This is a genomic window from Streptomyces sp. GB4-14 (genome assembly GCF_022696125.1).
Taxonomy (GTDB): domain Bacteria; phylum Actinomycetota; class Actinomycetes; order Streptomycetales; family Streptomycetaceae; genus Streptomyces; species Streptomyces werraensis.
On the sequence record NZ_RZHO01000002.1, the window covers coordinates 3,987,877 to 4,004,413 of the forward strand.

Annotated in this window: 11 protein-coding genes; 1 reads left to right on the top strand and 10 read right to left on the bottom strand. The window is 74.3% G+C overall.

All coding sequences use genetic code 11. From position 1 onward, the window contains the following. Nucleotides 1–153: 153 nt before the first annotated feature. Both ELQ39_RS19575 and ELQ39_RS19580 read right to left on the bottom strand, forming a co-directional pair. A complete protein-coding gene (locus ELQ39_RS19575) occupies nucleotides 154–1,764 on the bottom strand; it encodes a glycosyltransferase (protein ID WP_242593091.1) in 1,611 nt (536 codons plus the stop codon). Nucleotides 1,765–1,849: 85 nt separating this feature from the next. After that, complete coding sequence (locus ELQ39_RS19580) at nucleotides 1,850–2,344, bottom strand: transcriptional regulator, SarA/Rot family (RefSeq protein ID WP_190000896.1); 495 nt, start codon at nucleotides 2,342–2,344, stop codon at nucleotides 1,850–1,852. Nucleotides 2,345–2,469: 125 nt separating this feature from the next. Between ELQ39_RS19580 and ELQ39_RS19585 the strand changes: the two genes are divergently transcribed. Further along, nucleotides 2,470–2,883, top strand: coding sequence for an organic hydroperoxide resistance protein (locus ELQ39_RS19585; RefSeq protein WP_190000895.1), 414 nt, complete (start codon nucleotides 2,470–2,472; stop codon nucleotides 2,881–2,883). On the opposite strand, the gene ELQ39_RS19590 is transcribed toward ELQ39_RS19585, so the two are convergent. The 8 genes from ELQ39_RS19590 to ELQ39_RS19625 form a co-directional block, all read right to left on the bottom strand. Then, a complete protein-coding gene (locus ELQ39_RS19590) occupies nucleotides 2,832–4,451 on the bottom strand; it encodes a hypothetical protein (protein WP_242593093.1) in 1,620 nt (539 codons plus the stop codon). The two genes, ELQ39_RS19585 and ELQ39_RS19590, sit on opposite strands and share 52 nt — an antisense overlap. Before the next feature lie 95 nt (nucleotides 4,452–4,546). Then, on the bottom strand, nucleotides 4,547–5,812 hold the full coding sequence (locus tag ELQ39_RS19595; RefSeq protein WP_242593095.1) for a hypothetical protein: 1,266 nt from the start codon (nucleotides 5,810–5,812) through the stop codon (nucleotides 4,547–4,549). After that, nucleotides 5,809–8,025: a bifunctional glycosyltransferase/CDP-glycerol:glycerophosphate glycerophosphotransferase gene (locus tag ELQ39_RS32565; protein ID WP_242593097.1), complete on the bottom strand. Its 2,217-nt coding sequence runs from the start codon at nucleotides 8,023–8,025 to the stop codon at nucleotides 5,809–5,811. The genes ELQ39_RS19595 and ELQ39_RS32565 overlap by 4 nt, the downstream gene beginning before the upstream one ends. A 1-nt stretch (nucleotide 8,026) precedes the next feature. Then, entirely contained in the window at nucleotides 8,027–10,228 is a 2,202-nt protein-coding gene (locus tag ELQ39_RS19605) for a bifunctional glycosyltransferase/CDP-glycerol:glycerophosphate glycerophosphotransferase (protein ID WP_242593099.1), read from the bottom strand. A 171-nt stretch (nucleotides 10,229–10,399) separates the two neighbouring features. Further along, nucleotides 10,400–12,640 (bottom strand): bifunctional glycosyltransferase/CDP-glycerol:glycerophosphate glycerophosphotransferase, encoded by a 2,241-nt coding sequence (locus ELQ39_RS19610; protein ID WP_190000890.1) that lies wholly within the window; start codon nucleotides 12,638–12,640, stop codon nucleotides 10,400–10,402. Nucleotides 12,641–12,787: 147 nt separating this feature from the next. Further along, nucleotides 12,788–13,702, bottom strand: coding sequence for a carbohydrate ABC transporter permease (locus tag ELQ39_RS19615; protein ID WP_242593101.1), 915 nt, complete (start codon nucleotides 13,700–13,702; stop codon nucleotides 12,788–12,790). Beyond that, a complete protein-coding gene (locus ELQ39_RS19620) occupies nucleotides 13,699–15,048 on the bottom strand; it encodes a carbohydrate ABC transporter permease (RefSeq protein ID WP_225644114.1) in 1,350 nt (449 codons plus the stop codon). Before ELQ39_RS19620 ends, ELQ39_RS19615 begins: the two co-directional genes overlap by 4 nt. A gap of 6 nt (nucleotides 15,049–15,054) precedes the next feature. Beyond that, nucleotides 15,055–16,479, bottom strand: a complete 1,425-nt coding sequence (locus ELQ39_RS19625; RefSeq protein WP_225629583.1) for an ABC transporter substrate-binding protein — start codon at nucleotides 16,477–16,479, stop codon at nucleotides 15,055–15,057. Between the last annotated feature and the right edge of the window lie 58 nt (nucleotides 16,480–16,537).

A 16,537-nucleotide genomic window follows, 5' to 3' on the forward strand; every position in this document is an offset into this window, starting at 1 on the left:
CGCAGGTGGCGGCAGGGGCGGACGGGATCTGGCCGCACGGCCGGTTCGCGCCCTGTGCCCCGCCGCGGTCCGACCAGTGCGGACGACGGTCGGGACGTAGGGGTGGCTCGCGGCGGCCGGGGTGCGCAGCCGCCGGGACGGTGCGGGTCCGCGTCAGGGCAGCCACCGCCGCAGCCGGCCGGCCAGGATCCGGCCCGCGCCCTGTGCGCCCGCCGTGACCCGCAGGGCCAGCGCTCCTCCGTGGGTGGCGTACGGGCGGGTGAGGAGCAGGCCGTAGCGGGCGCTCGGGACCGCGCGGGGGCGGAGCAGGCCGGGACCGGTGAGGGCGTGGGCCGAGACGGTGCGGGACGCGCCGTCGCGGAAGCGCAGCCGCAGCCGCAGGTCCCAGGCGCCCGCGGCGAGCGCCGCCAGCCGTTCCAGCGGGACGGGTGTGACGGCGGTCCAGGCGCCGTCGGCGGCCGGCCGCAGCGGCACCGTACGGCGCAGCACCAGGCGCGCGCGGTCGCGGTGGCGCCACTCCACCTCCGCGTCCACCGGACCGGCCCGCCCGACCGCGCCGTACAGCTCGTGCAGGCGCAGCCGCAGCAGGCGGGTGCGGGGACGCAGCTCGGCGTCCACGGCGAGCGGCAGCAGGCGGACCGGGCGCTCCGGAAGAGTCTCCAGGGTGACCTCGGGCAGCTCCGCCGACCAGCAGGGCGTGCCCTCGGCCGTCCGGGCGTACGGCGGGCACAGCCGGGCCGGGCGGGCGGCCAGCTCGCGCAGCCGGGGCAGGTCGCGCGGCCCGGGCGAGGCCAGCAGCACCCGCGCGAGCAGCATGCCGGGGGAGGCCGGGTCGCCGGAGCGGTCGGCGGCGTCGTACTCGGCGAGGTGCGCGCGGGTGTGCGCCCACCACAAGCGGCGGTAGGCCTCGTCACGCAGCGGCAGCTCGCGGACGTACATGCGCAGGTCGTGGTCGAGGAACTTGGCGCGGACGGCGCGTGCCAGCCCCTTCTCCCCGGCGTCCAGCAGGATCGCGTGGGCGGTGCGGCAGGCGTGCGTGCGGGCGCGCCAGTTGTCGACGCCCGCGCGGTCCAGCGAGATCGACAGCCGGCGCGCGGCGCGGCGCACGTGCCAGACGTACACCCGGTCCGGGACGAGGGCGACGCGCGGGGCGGCGGCCCACACCCGCGCGGTGAAGACCATGTCCTCGTAGGGGAAGCGGCCGTCGGGGAACCGGATGCCGTGGGCGCGCAGGAAGTCCGTCGCGTACAGCTTGTTGACGCTCAGGGTGTCGCGGACCAGGCGCGGGTGGTCGGCCGGGCGGGAGAGGACGGCGGGGGAGGCGTACAGGGCGGGCTCCCACGGCACCTCACGGCCCGAGGGCAGCTCGCGGCGCACGCAGAGACCGCCCGTCACCTGCGCGTCCGTCTCCCGCGCGGCGGCGAGGAGCGCGTCCACGGCGCCCGGCGGCAGCACGTCGTCGCTGTCCAGGAACATCACGTACGGGGCGACCGCCGCGTCCAGCCCGGTGTTGCGGGGGGTGCCGCAGCCGCCGCTGTTGACCGGCAGCCGGACCACCCGCAGCCGGGGCTCGGCGGCGGCCAGCCGCTCCAGCAGCTCCGCGCTGCCGTCCGTGGAGCAGTCGTCCACGGCGACGACCTCCCGCACGGCGGGCCCCTGCCCCAGCGCGGAACTCACCGCGCCGGCCACATGGGCGGCGTCGTCGTGGCCTATGACGACGACCGAGACGGCGCCGGCGTGGGCGGGGGAGGGGTCGGGGTGCATGGCATCCTCGGGGCGCGCTGCGGAGGTTCACTCCACGCTCGCCCGGCGTGTGCCGTCCCGCACCCCGGGGCGGTCCCGGCGGGCGTCAGGCCCCTTCGGCGGCCGCCTTGTCCAGGGCGGCGGTGAGATCGGCGAGGGTGGCGCCGAGGGCACGCATCTCCTCGGCCCGCAGCCCGGTGGCGGCGGCGATCCGGCGCGGCACCCGCACGGCCTGCTCGCGCAGCGCGGCGCCCTCCTCGGTGAGCCGCACCTCCACGGACCGCTCGTCGCGGGCGCTGCGCTCCCGGTGCACCAGACCGGCCGCCTCCAGCCGCTTGAGCAGCGGGGAGAGGGTGCCGGAGTCCAGCCGCAGGCGCTCGCCCAGCCGCTTGACCGGCAGGGTGCCGTCCTCCCACAGCACCAGCATGACCAGGTACTGCGGGTAGGTGAGGCCGAGATCCTTCAGCACCACCCGGTAGACGCCGTTGAAGGCGCGGACGGCGGAGTTGAGGCTGAAGCAGATCTGCTGGTCGAGACGGAGCCAGTCGTCCGTGACGGCCGGCGCGTCCGTCGCCGGGGTGGGGCTGGGTGTCGCTGTCATACGTCCAGGGTAGCGCTGTGCGAGCCATTTGGTTGTGTCCAATTGAATTGTGTGCTCTACTTGAGCCCACGGAGGCCGGGTCCCAGGATCCGGCCGGTCACCCGCCGAAGACGAAAGGTGTCCCCATGGACGCGCTCTACACCGCAGTCGCCACCGCCACCCACGGTCGCGAGGGCCGCGCCGTCACCTCCGACGGCAAGCTGGACCTCGGCCTGAGCGCCCCGAAGGAGCTGGGCGGCGACGGCAAGGGCACCAACCCGGAGCAGCTCTTCGCCGCCGGGTACGCGGCCTGCTTCGGCAGCGCCCTCGGCGTCGTGGGCCGCGCCGCCAAGGTGGACGTCGCCGACGCGGCGGTGACCGCCGAGGTCGTGCTCGGCAAGGAGGGCGAGGGCTTCGGTCTCGCCGTGACGCTCCGCGTCGAGCTGCCCGACGGCCTCGACGAGGAGACCGGCCGCAAGCTGGTCGAGCAGGCCCACCAGGTCTGCCCCTACTCCAACGCCACCCGCGGCAACATCCCCGTCGAGCTCGTCGTCGAGTAGTCCCGCCGCCCGCTCCCGACCCGCGCCAGCACCTCGCCGGTGCGCCGGCTCCAGGCCACCACCACGGCCTCCTCGGGCACCCGCTGGTAGCGGGTGAGGAGCAGCCAGCGCACCCCGTAGCGGCGGACCACCGTGTCCCGCAGGGCGCGGGTCGAGGCGGGATCCAGGTAGGCGCGCACATCGGCCAGCCGCCGCAGCCGCTCCCGTTCGTCCAGCGAGGCGTCCGGCCAGGCGGGTGCGGCCAGGTCGGGCCCGTACCCGGCGATCGCGTGGATGGCGTAGTAGCCGTCGGTGATCACCACCTCCCCGGGGGCGATGTGCCGCGCGGCCCAGTCGTACGACGGCCAGTCCGGCGGCTGCCGGAAGCCGACCGGGTCCGCGGCCGGGGGCAGCAGCGCCCCCGCGTGCACGGTCAGGAACCCGGCGACGGCCCCCGCCGCCGCGGCCCCGCCCAGCAGTCGCCGCCACACCGGCCAGGGGCGGGGCGCCGCAAGCTCCACGGCAAGCGCGAGCTGCAGCGGCACCAGCGTCAGCCCGAGGGCCCGCCCGTAGGTGTAGTGGCCGCTCACCCAGCCGTACGCCACGACCGCGCAGTCCAGGGCGAACATCAGTACCAGCGGGTCCCGCCGTGAGCGCCTGGCCCGTAGCCACAGGGCCGGAAGCCCCAGCAGCGCCAGCCCGAACTGCCCGGCCAGATCCAGGTACAGCCGCCGGTGCATCGCGTCCACGCTGGAGTCCCCGGCCAGCGCGAACACGTCGAAGTACGGCCAGCAGGCCGCCGTCAGCAGGGCCACCGCGCCGGTCAGCGCCCAGCGCCCGGCCAGCGCCGCCGACCACCGCCGCTGCCACCCGGCGACCAGTGCCAGCGCCCCCAGCGCCGCCGCGACCGCGGTGATCGGGTGCACCAGCAGGATCAGCCCGTACAGCAGACCGAGGCCCGCGTACCCGGACAGCGGGCGCAGGCCGCCCGGCCCCAGATAGCGCACACTCCCCGCGTCCCGGGCCCGCGCGCCGGTCAGCGCCCACGCCCAGAAGGCCAGCCCGATCGCGAACGCCGACGGGTAGGGCAGATTGCCCGTCATCGACATCAGGTTGAGATAGCCGCTCCACCAGGCGCGCTCCACGCCCCACAGCAGGGCCGTCGCGGCCAGCGCCAGCACGGGCGCCCAGGGGCGCGGGGTCAGCACCCGCACGAAGCGGCCCAGGCCGGTGAGCAGCACCAGCAGGTTCAGCGGCCCGGTCAGCCGCAGCACCTCCCAGCCGCCCAGCCCGGTCAGCCGGGCGAACACGCCCTGCGCCACGGCGTACGGCGAGTAGTACGGGCTGCCCGCGCCGGGCAGGTCCGCCATCGGGTGCCGGGGGCGCAGCAGATCGGCCTTGAGGCGCTCCACGACCGCCGCGTGCTGCCCGGCGTCGCAGCACAGCGGCACCCGCCAGAACGCCAGAGTCATCACCAGGAAGAACAGGAAGCCGGCGCACTGGTACGGCGACGGCCGCCAGGACCCGCCGCCGCGCAGCGCCGTGGCGCCGTCAACCGTGCGGCGCCGGACGAGGACGCCGGCGCTCATCGGATGCGAAGAAAAAGGGGCATTCGAGGCATTCGACCAATGTTCCCGTGTGAGCGTGATCCTGACCTGCCGTCACCGCTTCGGGTGACGGCCGGTCAGCCCACCGGCTCCACCGGCGCCCCCTGCGCGGGCACCACCGCCCGCCGCAGCACCGGCTCCAGCAGCAGCGGCACCCCCAGCACCGGCAGCAGCCAGGCCAGCGTGATCAGCCGGTCGCCCCAGATGTTGATGTCCGGGTGCCCCGCCTGGTTGAGGATCCCCGTGCAGGCCGCCGCGGCCAGGAAGACCCCGAACGCCGGCCGCCGCCGCGCCCCCAGCGCGCCCGCCGCCAGCGCCGCGAGGAACAGCGGCTCCCACAGCTGCCGTCGCGCCCACTCCATCCAGAAGTTCCCCTGGAGCTGGAAGAACTCCGCCCACGGCCGCTCCCGGTCCGGCCGGGCGAAGTGGTCGGTGAGCAGGTCCTGCACGCTCTCCGACACCGACGGGTAGTCCAGCAGCCGGGACACCAGCACCGTGCCCAGCACCCCCGCGCACCCCACCGCGGCCAGCGCGACGGGACCACGCCCCGCCGGCGTCCCCCGCCACCGCCGCCGCACCGCGACCGCCACGCCCGCCGCCGCCAGACACGCCCCGAGGAACAGCGCCTGCGAGTGCTTCACCGTGAACAGCGCGAACAGCGCGCCCCCCACCAGCGCGAGCCCCGCCCGGGGTCTCGTCCCGCCCAGCACCAGGGCGCAGCCCCACAGCGCGGCCAGGGTGAGCGCCAGCATCAGGCCCTCGGTCATCGGACGCATCGCCGTCGTCCCGCACGGCAGGACCAGGTACAGCGCCATCCCGGTGAGCGCGAGCGGCACCGGGGCCGCCAGGGTGCGCAGCACCAGGTAGGCGAGCACCCCGCCCGCACAGGTGATCAGCACGCCCGCCGTCCACACGCCCCACGTCACCCCGAGCAGCGCAACGAACGGCGCCAGGACCAGCGGATAGCCGGGCCGCACCTCGAAGATCCGCATGAACCGCTCCGGCATGAACGGCACCGTGCGCCCGCCGGTGTCCCCGGCCGCGAGGCGCGCCTCCACCTGCCGCCACTCCTGCTCCCGGCACTCCTCGAGGACCCGTGGCGCGGGGTCCGGGGCGTGGAAGCGCACCACGTCCACGAGCTGCGCGCGGTGCGCCATCGCCGCCCTGCCCGCGCAGTAGTGGTCGATGGTGGCGGCCGCAGCCTCCCGTTCGTCCGCGCCGGTCAGACTCAGCGCGTACGACACGTAGTTCTTGCTGTCGGGGGTGTCACGGCCCTCCACGGTGGCCAGCTGCATCAGCGCGAACAGGGCTGCCAGCAGCAGCACCCAGGTGCGCGGCCTCACGACGGGGTCAGCAGGTCGCGGCCGGCGGTCTGCGCGGGCACCAGGCCGGGATCGCCCGAGAGCTCCGGCAACGGCTCGCCCAGCATCACGGCGCGCACCACCCTCTCGGCGGCCCGGCCGTCGTCGTACTCGCAGAACCGCTCCCGGAACGCCGCCCGCAGCCGCGCCGACTCCTCGTCCGCCCACGTGCCCGACGCGAACAGCCACGCCAGCTCCCGGTAGCTACGCGTCACATGACCAGGCGGCCGAGCCGTGACGTCCAGGTACGCGCCCCGGCTCGCGCGGAAGGCGTCCCAGTCGTCGGCGTGCACCACGACCGGCCGGTCCAGGAGGGCGTAGTCGAACATCACGGACGAGTAGTCGGTGACCAGGACGTCCGCCGCGAGCAGCACGTCCTGCACCTCCGGCTCGTCGGTGGCGTCCACCAGCACGCCCCGCCGGTGCAGCTCCGACAGCCCGAGCCCGCGCGCCGGTCCGTCGGCGAGCGTGGGGTGCAGCCGGACCACCAGGGTGCGGCCCTCGCCCAGGTCGGCGGCGAACCGGGCCGGATCGATCCGCTCCACCAGCCCGTCCCTGCGGTAGTCCCGGCGGGTCGGCGCGTACAGCACCACCGTGTCGCCCTCCGGGATCCCGAGCCGCTCCCGTGTCGCACGGGCGCGCTCCTCGTCGCCGCGCACCAGCACGTCGTTGCGCGGGGAGCCCGACCGCAGCGAGGTGAAGTGGCAGGGGAAGGCCCGCTCCCACACCAGCTCGGAGTGGCGGTTGGCGACCAGGCTGTGGTCCCAGCGGTCGGCCCGGCGCAGCATCTGCGGCACGTCGAAGTGCAGCCGCGCGCCGGGCTTCTCCAGCAGATCCGCGCCCGCGTACTTCAGCGGGGTGCCGTGGTGGGTGTGGACGTGCACGCTGCCCGGCCGTTTCACCAGCGTGCCCGCCCAGTTGACGTTGTTGACGAAGTACGTGGCCCGCTCGGTCACCCGGCGGTACTCCGGCGTGTCCGGCAGCACGAACGGGGTGCCCGGCGGCAGGGACGCGGCCCGCTCCTCGTCGGCGACCACCCATACGCCCCGGATGTGCGGGGCGAGTTCACGGGCCGCGCGGTAGACGGCCGCCGGGTCGCCGAGCATCCCGCGGTGCGAGAACGCCGAGTACACGGCGAGGTGCGGGTCCAGCGGGCGGTGCAGCAGCGACCGGGCGCGCACCGCCCGCGCCGCCGTCGCCGCGTGGACCTGCCGGGCCCGCCGCTGCAGCTCCCGGCCGGTCCGCGTGGCCCGGCGGCGCAGCACGTACCCGGCGTACGAGCCCTCCAGGACCCGCAGTTCGGCGGGGACCCGCGCCCCCGGCGGGCGGTGCGCGTGGAACATCTCCGCGGTGCGGCGGAAGAACTCGGCCCGGTCCGACGGCGGCAGCCGGTCCGGCTTGGACAGGATGTCGAGACAGTGCTCGCCCATCTTGGCGTGCAGGAACGGCCGCCAGTGCGCCAGCGCCGGACGTGCGTCCACGAACCGGAACACCCGCGCGTACTGCTCGTGCACGTCGAAGTGCTTGCGGCTGGTGGTGGACAGGATGTTCCCCTGGCGGCGCTGCCGGTAGTACAGGCAGATGCGGTCCAGGGTGGCGATGCGCTCCGCGCTGAGCAGCACCGGGAAGGTCCAGGGCGTGTCCTCGTAGTAGCCGGGCGGGAAGGTGAAGCCCTCCCGCTCGACGAAGTCACGGCGGTAGACCTTGTTCCACACCACCATCAGCAGGTCGAGGATCTCCGGCCGCTCGGCCGCCGTGAAGGTGCTCCCGGCCGCCTCGGACAGCACATGGGCGAGGACGTTGCGGCGGGTGCCGCCCCACCAGTAGGTGCGGGCGTAGTCGAAGACCAGCACGTCCGGGTCGCCGGTCTCGTCGAGCCGGTCCGCGAGGGCACGCAGCGCGCCCGGGGTGAGGGTGTCGTCACTGTCGAGGAAGAGCAGGTGGTCGCCGGTCGCGTGCGGCATCGCCGCGTTGCGGGCCCGGCCGAGGCCCACGTTCTCCTCCAGGTGCAGCACCCGCACCCGCTCGTCGCGGGCCGCGTAGTCGTCGAGGATCGCCCCGCAGCCGTCGGGGGAGCGGTCGTCCACGGCGATCAGCTCGAGGTCGCGGTAGGACTGCCCGAGCACCGAGTCGAGACAGGCGTGCAGATAGCCCTGCACGTGGTGGACGGGGACGATGACGCTGAAGCGGGGCACGTCAGCTCCTCACCAGGGCGGCGGCCGCGGGGGCGGGGACACGCTCCGCGAGCGGGATCACGGGCGGCAGGGTCTCGGGCGGCTCGCCGAGCAGCACCCGGCGCACCACCCGCTCGGCGGCCCGGCCGTCGTCGAACGGGCAGAACCGCTCCCGGAACGCGGCCCGCAGCGCCGCCGCCTCCCCGTCCGCGTAGGAGCCGTCGCGGAACACCCTGGCCAGTTCCTCGGGCGTGCGGGCGACCCGGCCCGGCGGGGCGGCCATCAGGTCGAAGCAGACGCCCCGCGTCTCCCGGTACACCTCCCAGTCGTCGGCGTACACCACGATCGGGCGGTCCAGGTTGGCGTAGTCGAACATGATCGACGAGTAGTCCGTCACCAGCGCGTCCGCCGCCAGGCACACGTCCTCCGAGGACCGGTGCGCCGTGACGTCGATGACCCTCCCGCCACGTCCGCGCCCGCCCCGGTCGTAGAAGTAGTGCGCGCGCAGCAGCACCACCACGTCCTCGCCGGCCGCCTCGCAGAACGCCTCCAGGTCGAGGCCGGGCTCGAACCCGGTGTGGTGGTCGCGGTGCGTCGGCGCGTACAGGACGGCACGCACGCCCTCCGGGACGCCCAGCTCGGCGCGGACCCGTGCCACGTCGTCGGCGCCGGCCGTCACGTACACGTCGTTGCGCGGATAGCCGTACTCCAGATGCTCGTACGAGCCGGGGAAGGCGCGCTCCCAGACGCGGGTGGAGTGGGGGTTGGAGGAGAGGTTGAAGTCCCAGCGGTCCACCCGCCCCAGCAGCTTGGTGAAACTGCCGGTGGCGGCCGCCACGACCGGATACGTCGACTGGTCCACGCCCATGGTCTTCAGCGGGGTGCCGTGCTGGGTCTGGAGGTGCACGCTGCCGGGGCGTTTGACGACGCCCTCCGCGAAGTTGGCGTTGTTCACCAGGTACGTGGCGCGGGCCAGCAGCTCCCAGGCGCGGTGACTGCCGAGGACCGCGTACTCCACGCCGTCGGGCACGGTGTGCGCCTGGTCGGCCTCCACCAGGAACACGCCCCGGATGTGCGGGGCGAGTTCTCGGGCCTTGGCGTGGATCGCGGCCGGGTTGCAGGCGTAGCCCCGGCCCCAGTACGCGCAGTACACCGCGAGGTTCGGGTCGAGCGGGCGGCGCAGCTGGAGGCCGTAGTGCAGCCGGGTGCGCAGACCGCGCGGACGGGGCAGCGCGGCCGCCGCCCGGCCTGCCGCGCGCCGGGCGTCGCGCAGCGCGGCGAACGCCTCGTACGAACCGGCCGCCAGCAGCCGGTGCTGCACGCCCAGGCTGCCGCCCGGCGGCCGGAACCCGGCGGGCCGGTGCCCGCGGTACAGGGCGCTCGCCCGGCGGAAGAACTCCCGGTGTCCGGACGGCAGCCGGCGGGGGTGGGCGGCGGTCTTCAGCACGGCCGCGAAGAGCTGCTCGAACAGCGGCCCCGACCGCTCGGCCGGGAGCCCGAGACCGGCGGCCTCGTCGAGCACCCGCTCGGTCTGGTCCAGCAGGTCGTGGTGGTGGGCGCCGGGCAGCCGCAGCCGGTCGCCCTGGCGGCGCGCCCGGTGCCGCACCAGCACCCGGCGCGACACCGCCACCCGCTCCGCACGCAGCAGCGCCCTCCCGCACCAGGCGACGTCGGTGAACCACCCGGGCGGGAAGGCCAGTTCGTGCTCGGTGACGAAGTCGCGCCGCCAGGCCGCGCTCCACGCGGGCAGCCGCACCCCGGTGAGCTGCGGGGCGCGGGCGGGGGCGAAGGCGCCGCCCGGGGTGTGCTCCAGCAGCGGCGCGACGGGACGCGTGGGCTCCCCCTCCCACCAGGGGACGCGCTCGTGCTCGCAGGGCAGCACGTCCACCGGGCCGGTCTCCGCCAGCCGCGCGTCCAGCGCCGCCAGCGCACCCGGCACCAGCACGTCGTCCCCGTCGAGGAACAGCAGATACGTCCCGGTCGCCGCCCGCACGCCCGCGTTGCGCGCACCCGCCAGCCCCTCGGACGGCGGCGCGTGGACGGGCGTCACCCGGGAGTCCCGCTCGGCGCGCCCGGCGGCGACACCGGCCGCCGGTGACCCGGCCGCGTCGCAGACCGGGATCAGCTCGAAGTCTCCGAACGACTGGGCGAGGACCGAGTCCAGCGCCTGGCCCAGCCGGCCTGCGACCCCATGGGACGGGACGATGATGCTGAAGCGGGGCATTCTGCTCTTTCCGTTGACGAGGGCGTGACGGCGGCCGCTCAGCGGGCGGGCCGCCGCCCGGGCCGCCCCGTCGGGCGCCGCGCGGGCGGCCGGGCCGGGGCGGGCCGTGACGAGCCGGGGGACATGCGTACTCCCAGTGGGGCAACGACGGGCGGACGGGGTGAGTGACGGTCAGAAGACCGCCGGCTGCGGCGGCAGCGACACCACGGGGGTCTCCGGCGCGGCGGCGGCCGCCGGCACCGGGCGGCGCCGCTCCGGCGGGACGGGCAGCGGCTCGGCGAACTCCCCGAGCAGCACCGTGCGCACCACCCGCTCGGCCGCGCGGCCGTCGTCGTGCGGGCAGAAGCGGTCACGGAACGCCGCCCGCAGCCGGGTTGCGCGCGGCCCGCACCAGCGGCCCCCGGCGAAGATCTCGATCAGCTCGTCCTCGCTGTCCGCGACCGCGCCGGGCGGGAAGGTCCACGGGTCGACGTACAGACCGCGGGCCGCCGCGTACGCCTCCCGGTCCTCGGCGTGCAGCACGATCGGGCGGTCCAGGCCCGCGTAGTCGCACATCAGCGGGGAGAAGTCGGTGACCAGGGCGTCCGAGGCCAGACAGAGCGCCATCACGTCCGGGTGGGCGCTCACGTCCACCACCCGGTCGGAGGCGGCCTCCAGCGGCTGGTCCTGCGGCCGTCCGGCGCGGGAGAGGATCACGAACCGGGGGCCGAGCCGGCGCACCACGCGCTCCAGGTCGAGCGTCCCCACCGGGGTGCGGCGGTAGTCGCGGGGCGCGGGCGCGTACAGGATCGCCACCGCGCCCGCGGGGACGCCCAGGGAGTCGCGCAGCACGGCCACGTCCTGCGGGGTCGCCGTGTGGAACCGGTCGGTGCGCGGCCTGCCGTACTCCAGCGTCCGGTAGCGGCCGGGCAGCACCCGCTCGTAGGTCAGCGTGGAGTGGCGGTCGCCGGTGACGACGTGGTCCCACTGGTCGACGCCCTCCAGCAGCCGGGCGAAGTCCGTGTCCCGGGCCGCCGCCGGGCGGTCCTGGAGGTCGAGCCCCGCGTACGCCAGCGGGGTGCCGGGCGGGGTGTGCACCAGGATCTGCCCCTTGCGCTTGACCAGGCCGGGCACGAGCGTGCGGTCGGTCACCACGTACGCGCTGCGGGCCAGCGCGGTCAGATGGGCGGCGGTGCCGGGCACCAGGCGGCGGGTGGCGGTGGGCAGGGTGTGGTGCAGCTCCGGGCGGGCCGCCCAGGCGGTGCGGACGTGCGGGGCGTGGTCGCGGACCGCCGACTCCAGGGCGGCGGGGTCCCCGCCGTAGCCGCCGTCGTCCTCGACGGTGAACAGGACCCGGCCGGTGTCCAGGGGGAGCAGCCGCTGGACGCCGTAGTGGGTGCGCAGCAGGGCGCGGCGCAGACCGCGCAGGGCACGGCGGCGCATCCGGCCCGCGCGACGGCCGAGAGCGGCGGCGAGCCGCAGGGTGCGGTAGGTGCGGTGCAGCCCGAACCGGACCAGCGCGTGCCGCACCCGGGCGCGCGCGGGGACGGACGCGCCGGGCGTGCGGTGGCGCCGGTACTGGTCGCGGGCCCGGCGCAGGAAGGCGGCGCGCGAGCCGCGCGGCAGCCGGTCCGGGCGGGTGTACACGGTGAGCAGGTGGTCGACCATGCGGCGGAACAGCACCGGCCGCCAGCGCTCCAGACCGGGGTGCGCGTCGAGGTGGGCGAAGACCCGGTCGTACTGGCCGAAGACCTCGAAGTGGCGCTCGCTGGTGGTGTGCAGGATGCCGCCGGCGCGCCGCTGCCGGTAGTGCACGCACACCCGGTCGAGGGTGGCGACCGTCCCCGCCGTCATCAGCACCGGGTAGGTCCACGGGGTGTCCTCGTAGTAGCCGGGCGGGAAGGTGAAGCCCTCCCGCTCGACGAACTCCCGCCGGTACGCCTTGTTCCAGGCCACCGCGAGCAGGCCGAGCAGCCCGGGCCGGTCGGCGAGGGTGAACGGCGCCGGGCCGTGCTCGGCGAGCTGGGCCGCGACCTGGTTGCGCACGGTCTCGCCGGTCCAGTAGGCGCGGGCGTAGTCGTAGACCAGGACGTCCGGGTCGCCGGTCTCCTTGAGCCGGTCGGCGACGGCGAGCAGCGCGTCCGGGGTGAGGGTGTCGTCGCCGTCCAGGAACACCAGGTAGTCGCCGGTCGCGCGGGCCATGCCCGCGTTGCGGGCCGGGCCCAGACCGACGTTGGCCGGCAGGTGCACCGGCCGCACCCGCGGGTCGCGGGCCGCGAACTCGTCGATCACCGCTCCGCAGGCGTCGGGCGAGCAGTCGTCCACGGCGATCAGTTCGAGGTCCGGGTACGACTGGGTCAGCACCGACTCCAGGCACTCGCGCAGATACGCCTGAACCTGGTACGCGGGGACAATGACACTGAACCTGGGCAAGGGGCATCCAACGGTCGGCGCGGGCGTTCTGCCCGGCAACGCCCGTTGGCCCGCCTTGGTTACGCACCCCTGCGGCATCCGGGGGAATCACGTCGCACGAAGGGGCGGACCTCGGCCGGTCCGCCCCCAACTGTGGATGCGATGTGCCTACTTGACGGCGCCGGCCATCACGCCGGACACGAACTGCCGCTGGAACGCGAAGAACACCACCAGCGGCACCACCATCGAGATGAACGCGCCCGGCGCCAGCACGTCGATGTTGTTCCCGAACTGCCGTACCTGCGTCTGCAGGGCGACCGTGATCGGCTGGCTCCCCGAGTCGGTGAAGATCAGCGCGACCAGCATGTCGTTCCACACCCACAGGAACTGGAAGATGCCCAGCGCGGCGACGGCCGGACCGGCCAGCGGCATCACCACCCGCACGAACAGCCGCAGTTCGCCCGCGCCGTCCAGCCGGGCCGCCTCCAGCAGTTCCTTGGGGATCTCCGCGAAGAAGTTCCGCAGCAGGAACACCGCGAACGGCAGACCGAAGCCGACGTGGAACACCACCACACCGGTCAGAGAGCCGAAGATGCCCAGCTTGCCGAAGAGTTCGGCGATCGGGATGAGCGCCACCTGCACCGGCACCACCAGCAGCCCCACCACGGCGAGGAACCACCAGTCGCGGCCCGGGAAGTCCATCCACGCGAAGGCGTACCCGGCGAGCGCGCCGATCACCACCACCAGCACGGTCGCCGGCACGGTGATGTACACCGTGTTCAGCAGCGAGGCGGTGATGTCGTCGTTCTCCAGCAGGGTCCGGTACGCGCCGAAGGTCAGCTCGGACGGCTCGGTGAACACCGTCCACCAGCCGTCCACCGCCATGTCCTCCGGCGAGCGGAGGCTGGCCATCAGCAGTCCGATCGTCGGCACCAGCCAGAACAGGCCGACGACGATCAGGAAGACGCGGACCGCGCCGCCGCTCACCCACCCGGCGAGCCGGGACCCCAGCGGCCGTTCCGCCCGGACGGACCCGGCGGGCCGCACGCCCGCCTTCGTGACGCTTCCGGCGTCCGCGCTCATCGCCGCACCTCCCGCCTCAGCCGCCGTACGTTGAACCACATCACCGGGATGACCAGCAGCAGCAGGAACACCGCGATGGCGCTGGCGACGCCCGGCTGGTCCTCGGAGAAGCCCTTGCGGTACAGCTCCAGCGCGAGGACGTTGGCGTCGTCCTGGGACGAGCCCGGCGCGATGATGAACACCAGGTCGAACACCTTCAGGACGTTGATCATCAGGGTGACGGTGACCACCGCGAGGACCGGCGCGAGCAACGGCACCGTGACCCGCCGGAACACCTGCCACTCGTTCGCGCCGTCCACCCGGGCGGCCTCCAGCAGCTCACGGGGCATGCCCGCGAGCCCGGCCGCGATCAGCACCATCGCGAACCCCGCCCACATCCAGATGTACGAGCCGATGATGGCCGGGGTGACCAGCGACGGGCCGAGCCAGTCGAGGCCGTTGTACGGCTCCGCGAAGTTGCTCGCGGGCAGCCGCAGCTGGGCCCCGTCGGCCTTCGACGAGAAGGAGAACGTGCCGTCGGCGGCGGCCGTGGCCGTCTCCACCACCGTTCCGTCCTTCACCGCCTCGATCCGCATCCCGGCGTAGCCCAGCTCGGAGGAGTCCACCTGGTTGAGCGTGCCGACGCCCTTGCCGCGGGTGAAGTCCTGCCAGGTGCTGCCGGTGATCCGGTCGCCCTCCGGCTTCGGCGCCGCGGCCGGCTTCGCGTCGTCCGGCATCACGTCCGGGGCGACGCCCACCAGCGGCAGCGTCACCGTGTCCCCGGCGCTCACCGTGTCCTTGGTGACGAACGCGCCCCCGCCGGCCGGCTCCAGCGGCGACTCGCGGCCCGGGTGCGCCTTCGGGAACGCCGAGGACTGGGCGAAGGTGTCGTGCACGCCCACCCACACGGCGTTCGCCACGCCCTTGTCCGGGTCCTGGTCGTAGACGAGACGGAAGATGATGCCCGCCGCCAGCATGGAGATGGCCATCGGCATGAAGACGACCAGCTTGAACGCCGTGCCCCAGCGCACCCGTTCGGTGAGCACCGCGAAGATCAGACCGAGCGCGGTCGCCACCGTCGGGGCGAACACCACCCAGACGATGTTGTTCTTCAGCGCCGTGCGGATGCCGTCGTCCGTGAACAGCGCCCGGTAGTTGTCGAACCCGGCGAAGGAGTCGCCGGACTGGTCGTAGAAGCTGCGGATGACCGAGTACCCGATCGGGTAGACCACGAGCGCCCCGAGCAGCACCAGGGCGGGCAGCAGGAACAGCGCCGCCACGGTCCTGCGGGTGCCGGTGACGCTCTTGCGCGACCTGGGAGCGGCGGGGGCCGTCTTCGCGGCCCCCGCCGCCGTGTCCGCCGCCATCGCCGGTCAGTTCCCGTACGCCGCGGCCGCGTCGGCCTCCAGCTTCGCCTGCGTGCCGGCCACGTCCGACGGGTTCTTCAGGAAGTCCTGCAGCGCCTTCCACTCACCCTTGCCCGGCGTGCCGCCGAAGGCCTGCGGGGCCTGGTCGGACATGTCGAAGCGGAAGTCGTCGCCGGCGTCGATGAGCGCCTTGGCCATCTTCTGCTGGACCTCGTTCGGGTACGCCGACTGCGGCACGTTCCTGTTCGGGGAGAGGTAGCCGCCGAGCTTCGCCTGGATGCTCGCCGCGTCAGGGGAGGCGAGGAACGTCACCAGGGCCTGCGCCGCCTCGGAGTCCTCCAGGATCACCGCCGCGTCGCCGCCGGACACCACGGGCGGGGCGTCACCGACCGCGGGGAACGGGAACACCTTCGCGTCGGTGCCCACCTTCGCCTTGGTCTCGCCGATGTTCACCTGCACGAAGTCGCCCTCGTAGACCATGCCGGCCTTGGGCTGGTCGCCGCCGGTGAAGGTCTGCGTCACGGACGCCGGGAACTCCGTCTGCAGCGCGCCCTTCGCGCCGCCCGCGAGGTAGTCCTTCTTGCCCCACACCTCGGCGAGGGTGGTCAGCGCCTCCTTGACGGACGGGTCCGTCCACTTGATCTCGTGCTTCGCGAGCTGGTCGTACTTCTCCGGGCCCGCCTGCGAGAGGTAGATGTTCTCGAACCAGTCCGTGAGGGTCCAGCCGTCGGCCCCGCCGACGGAGAACGGGGTGACGCCGGAGTCGTAGACCATCTGCGCCGTGTTCAGCAGCTCGTCCCAGGTCTTCGGCTCGGACGCGCCCGCGTTCTCGAAGACCTGGGCGTTGTACCAGATCAGCGACTTGTTCGCGGCCTTGTAGTAGACCCCGTACTGCTTGCCGTCGACCTTGCCGATGTCCTGCCAGCCCTGCGAGTAGTTCTTCGTCAGCTCCTTGGTGGCCTCGGGGCCGAGCGGCTTGGCCCAGTTCTTCTCCACGGCCTGCTTGATCGCGCCGGGCTGCGGCAGCATCGCCACGTCCGGCGGGGCGCCGCCCGCGATCTTCGAGCCGAGGAAGTTGATGATCGGGTCCTGGGCGGGGACGAAGGTCACCTTGGCGCCGGTGCGCTTCTCGAACTCCGCGAGGACCTGCTTGAAGTTCTTCTGCTCCGCACCGGTCCACACGGCCGCGACCTCCAGGGTCTGGCCGTCCAGCTTCGGCAGGGTGACGGTGGTTCCGGTGTCCCCGGACGCCTTGCCCTTGTCGTCGCCGTCACCGCCGCCGTCGTCGTCGCCTCCGCAGGCGGTGAGGGAGACCGCCAGCACACCGGCGGCCAGCGCCGCGGCGGCTCTGACGGCCCGTCGGGTGGGGAGGACCGGCCCGTGCCGCCCGGCCGACCCGCGTATCCGGAAGTTCCTGCTCGTCCTGCGCATCACTGCCCCGTTCTCGTACTCCGTCGTACTTGGCCGAACGTTCGAGCGCTGTTCCGTG

Coding starts and splice junctions, on each gene's coding strand:
- ELQ39_RS19585 (WP_190000895.1), top strand. CDS start 2,470: ATGGACGCGCTCTACACCGCAGTCGCCACCGCCACCCACGGTCGCGAG.
- ELQ39_RS19575 (WP_242593091.1), bottom strand. CDS start 1,764: ATGCACCCCGACCCCTCCCCCGCCCACGCCGGCGCCGTCTCGGTCGTC.
- ELQ39_RS19625 (WP_225629583.1), bottom strand. CDS start 16,479: ATGCGCAGGACGAGCAGGAACTTCCGGATACGCGGGTCGGCCGGGCGG.
- ELQ39_RS19590 (WP_242593093.1), bottom strand. CDS start 4,451: ATGAGCGCCGGCGTCCTCGTCCGGCGCCGCACGGTTGACGGCGCCACG.
- ELQ39_RS19615 (WP_242593101.1), bottom strand. CDS start 13,702: ATGAGCGCGGACGCCGGAAGCGTCACGAAGGCGGGCGTGCGGCCCGCC.
- ELQ39_RS19605 (WP_242593099.1), bottom strand. CDS start 10,228: ATGCCCCGCTTCAGCATCATCGTCCCGTCCCATGGGGTCGCAGGCCGG.
- ELQ39_RS19580 (WP_190000896.1), bottom strand. CDS start 2,344: ATGACAGCGACACCCAGCCCCACCCCGGCGACGGACGCGCCGGCCGTC.
- ELQ39_RS19620 (WP_225644114.1), bottom strand. CDS start 15,048: ATGGCGGCGGACACGGCGGCGGGGGCCGCGAAGACGGCCCCCGCCGCT.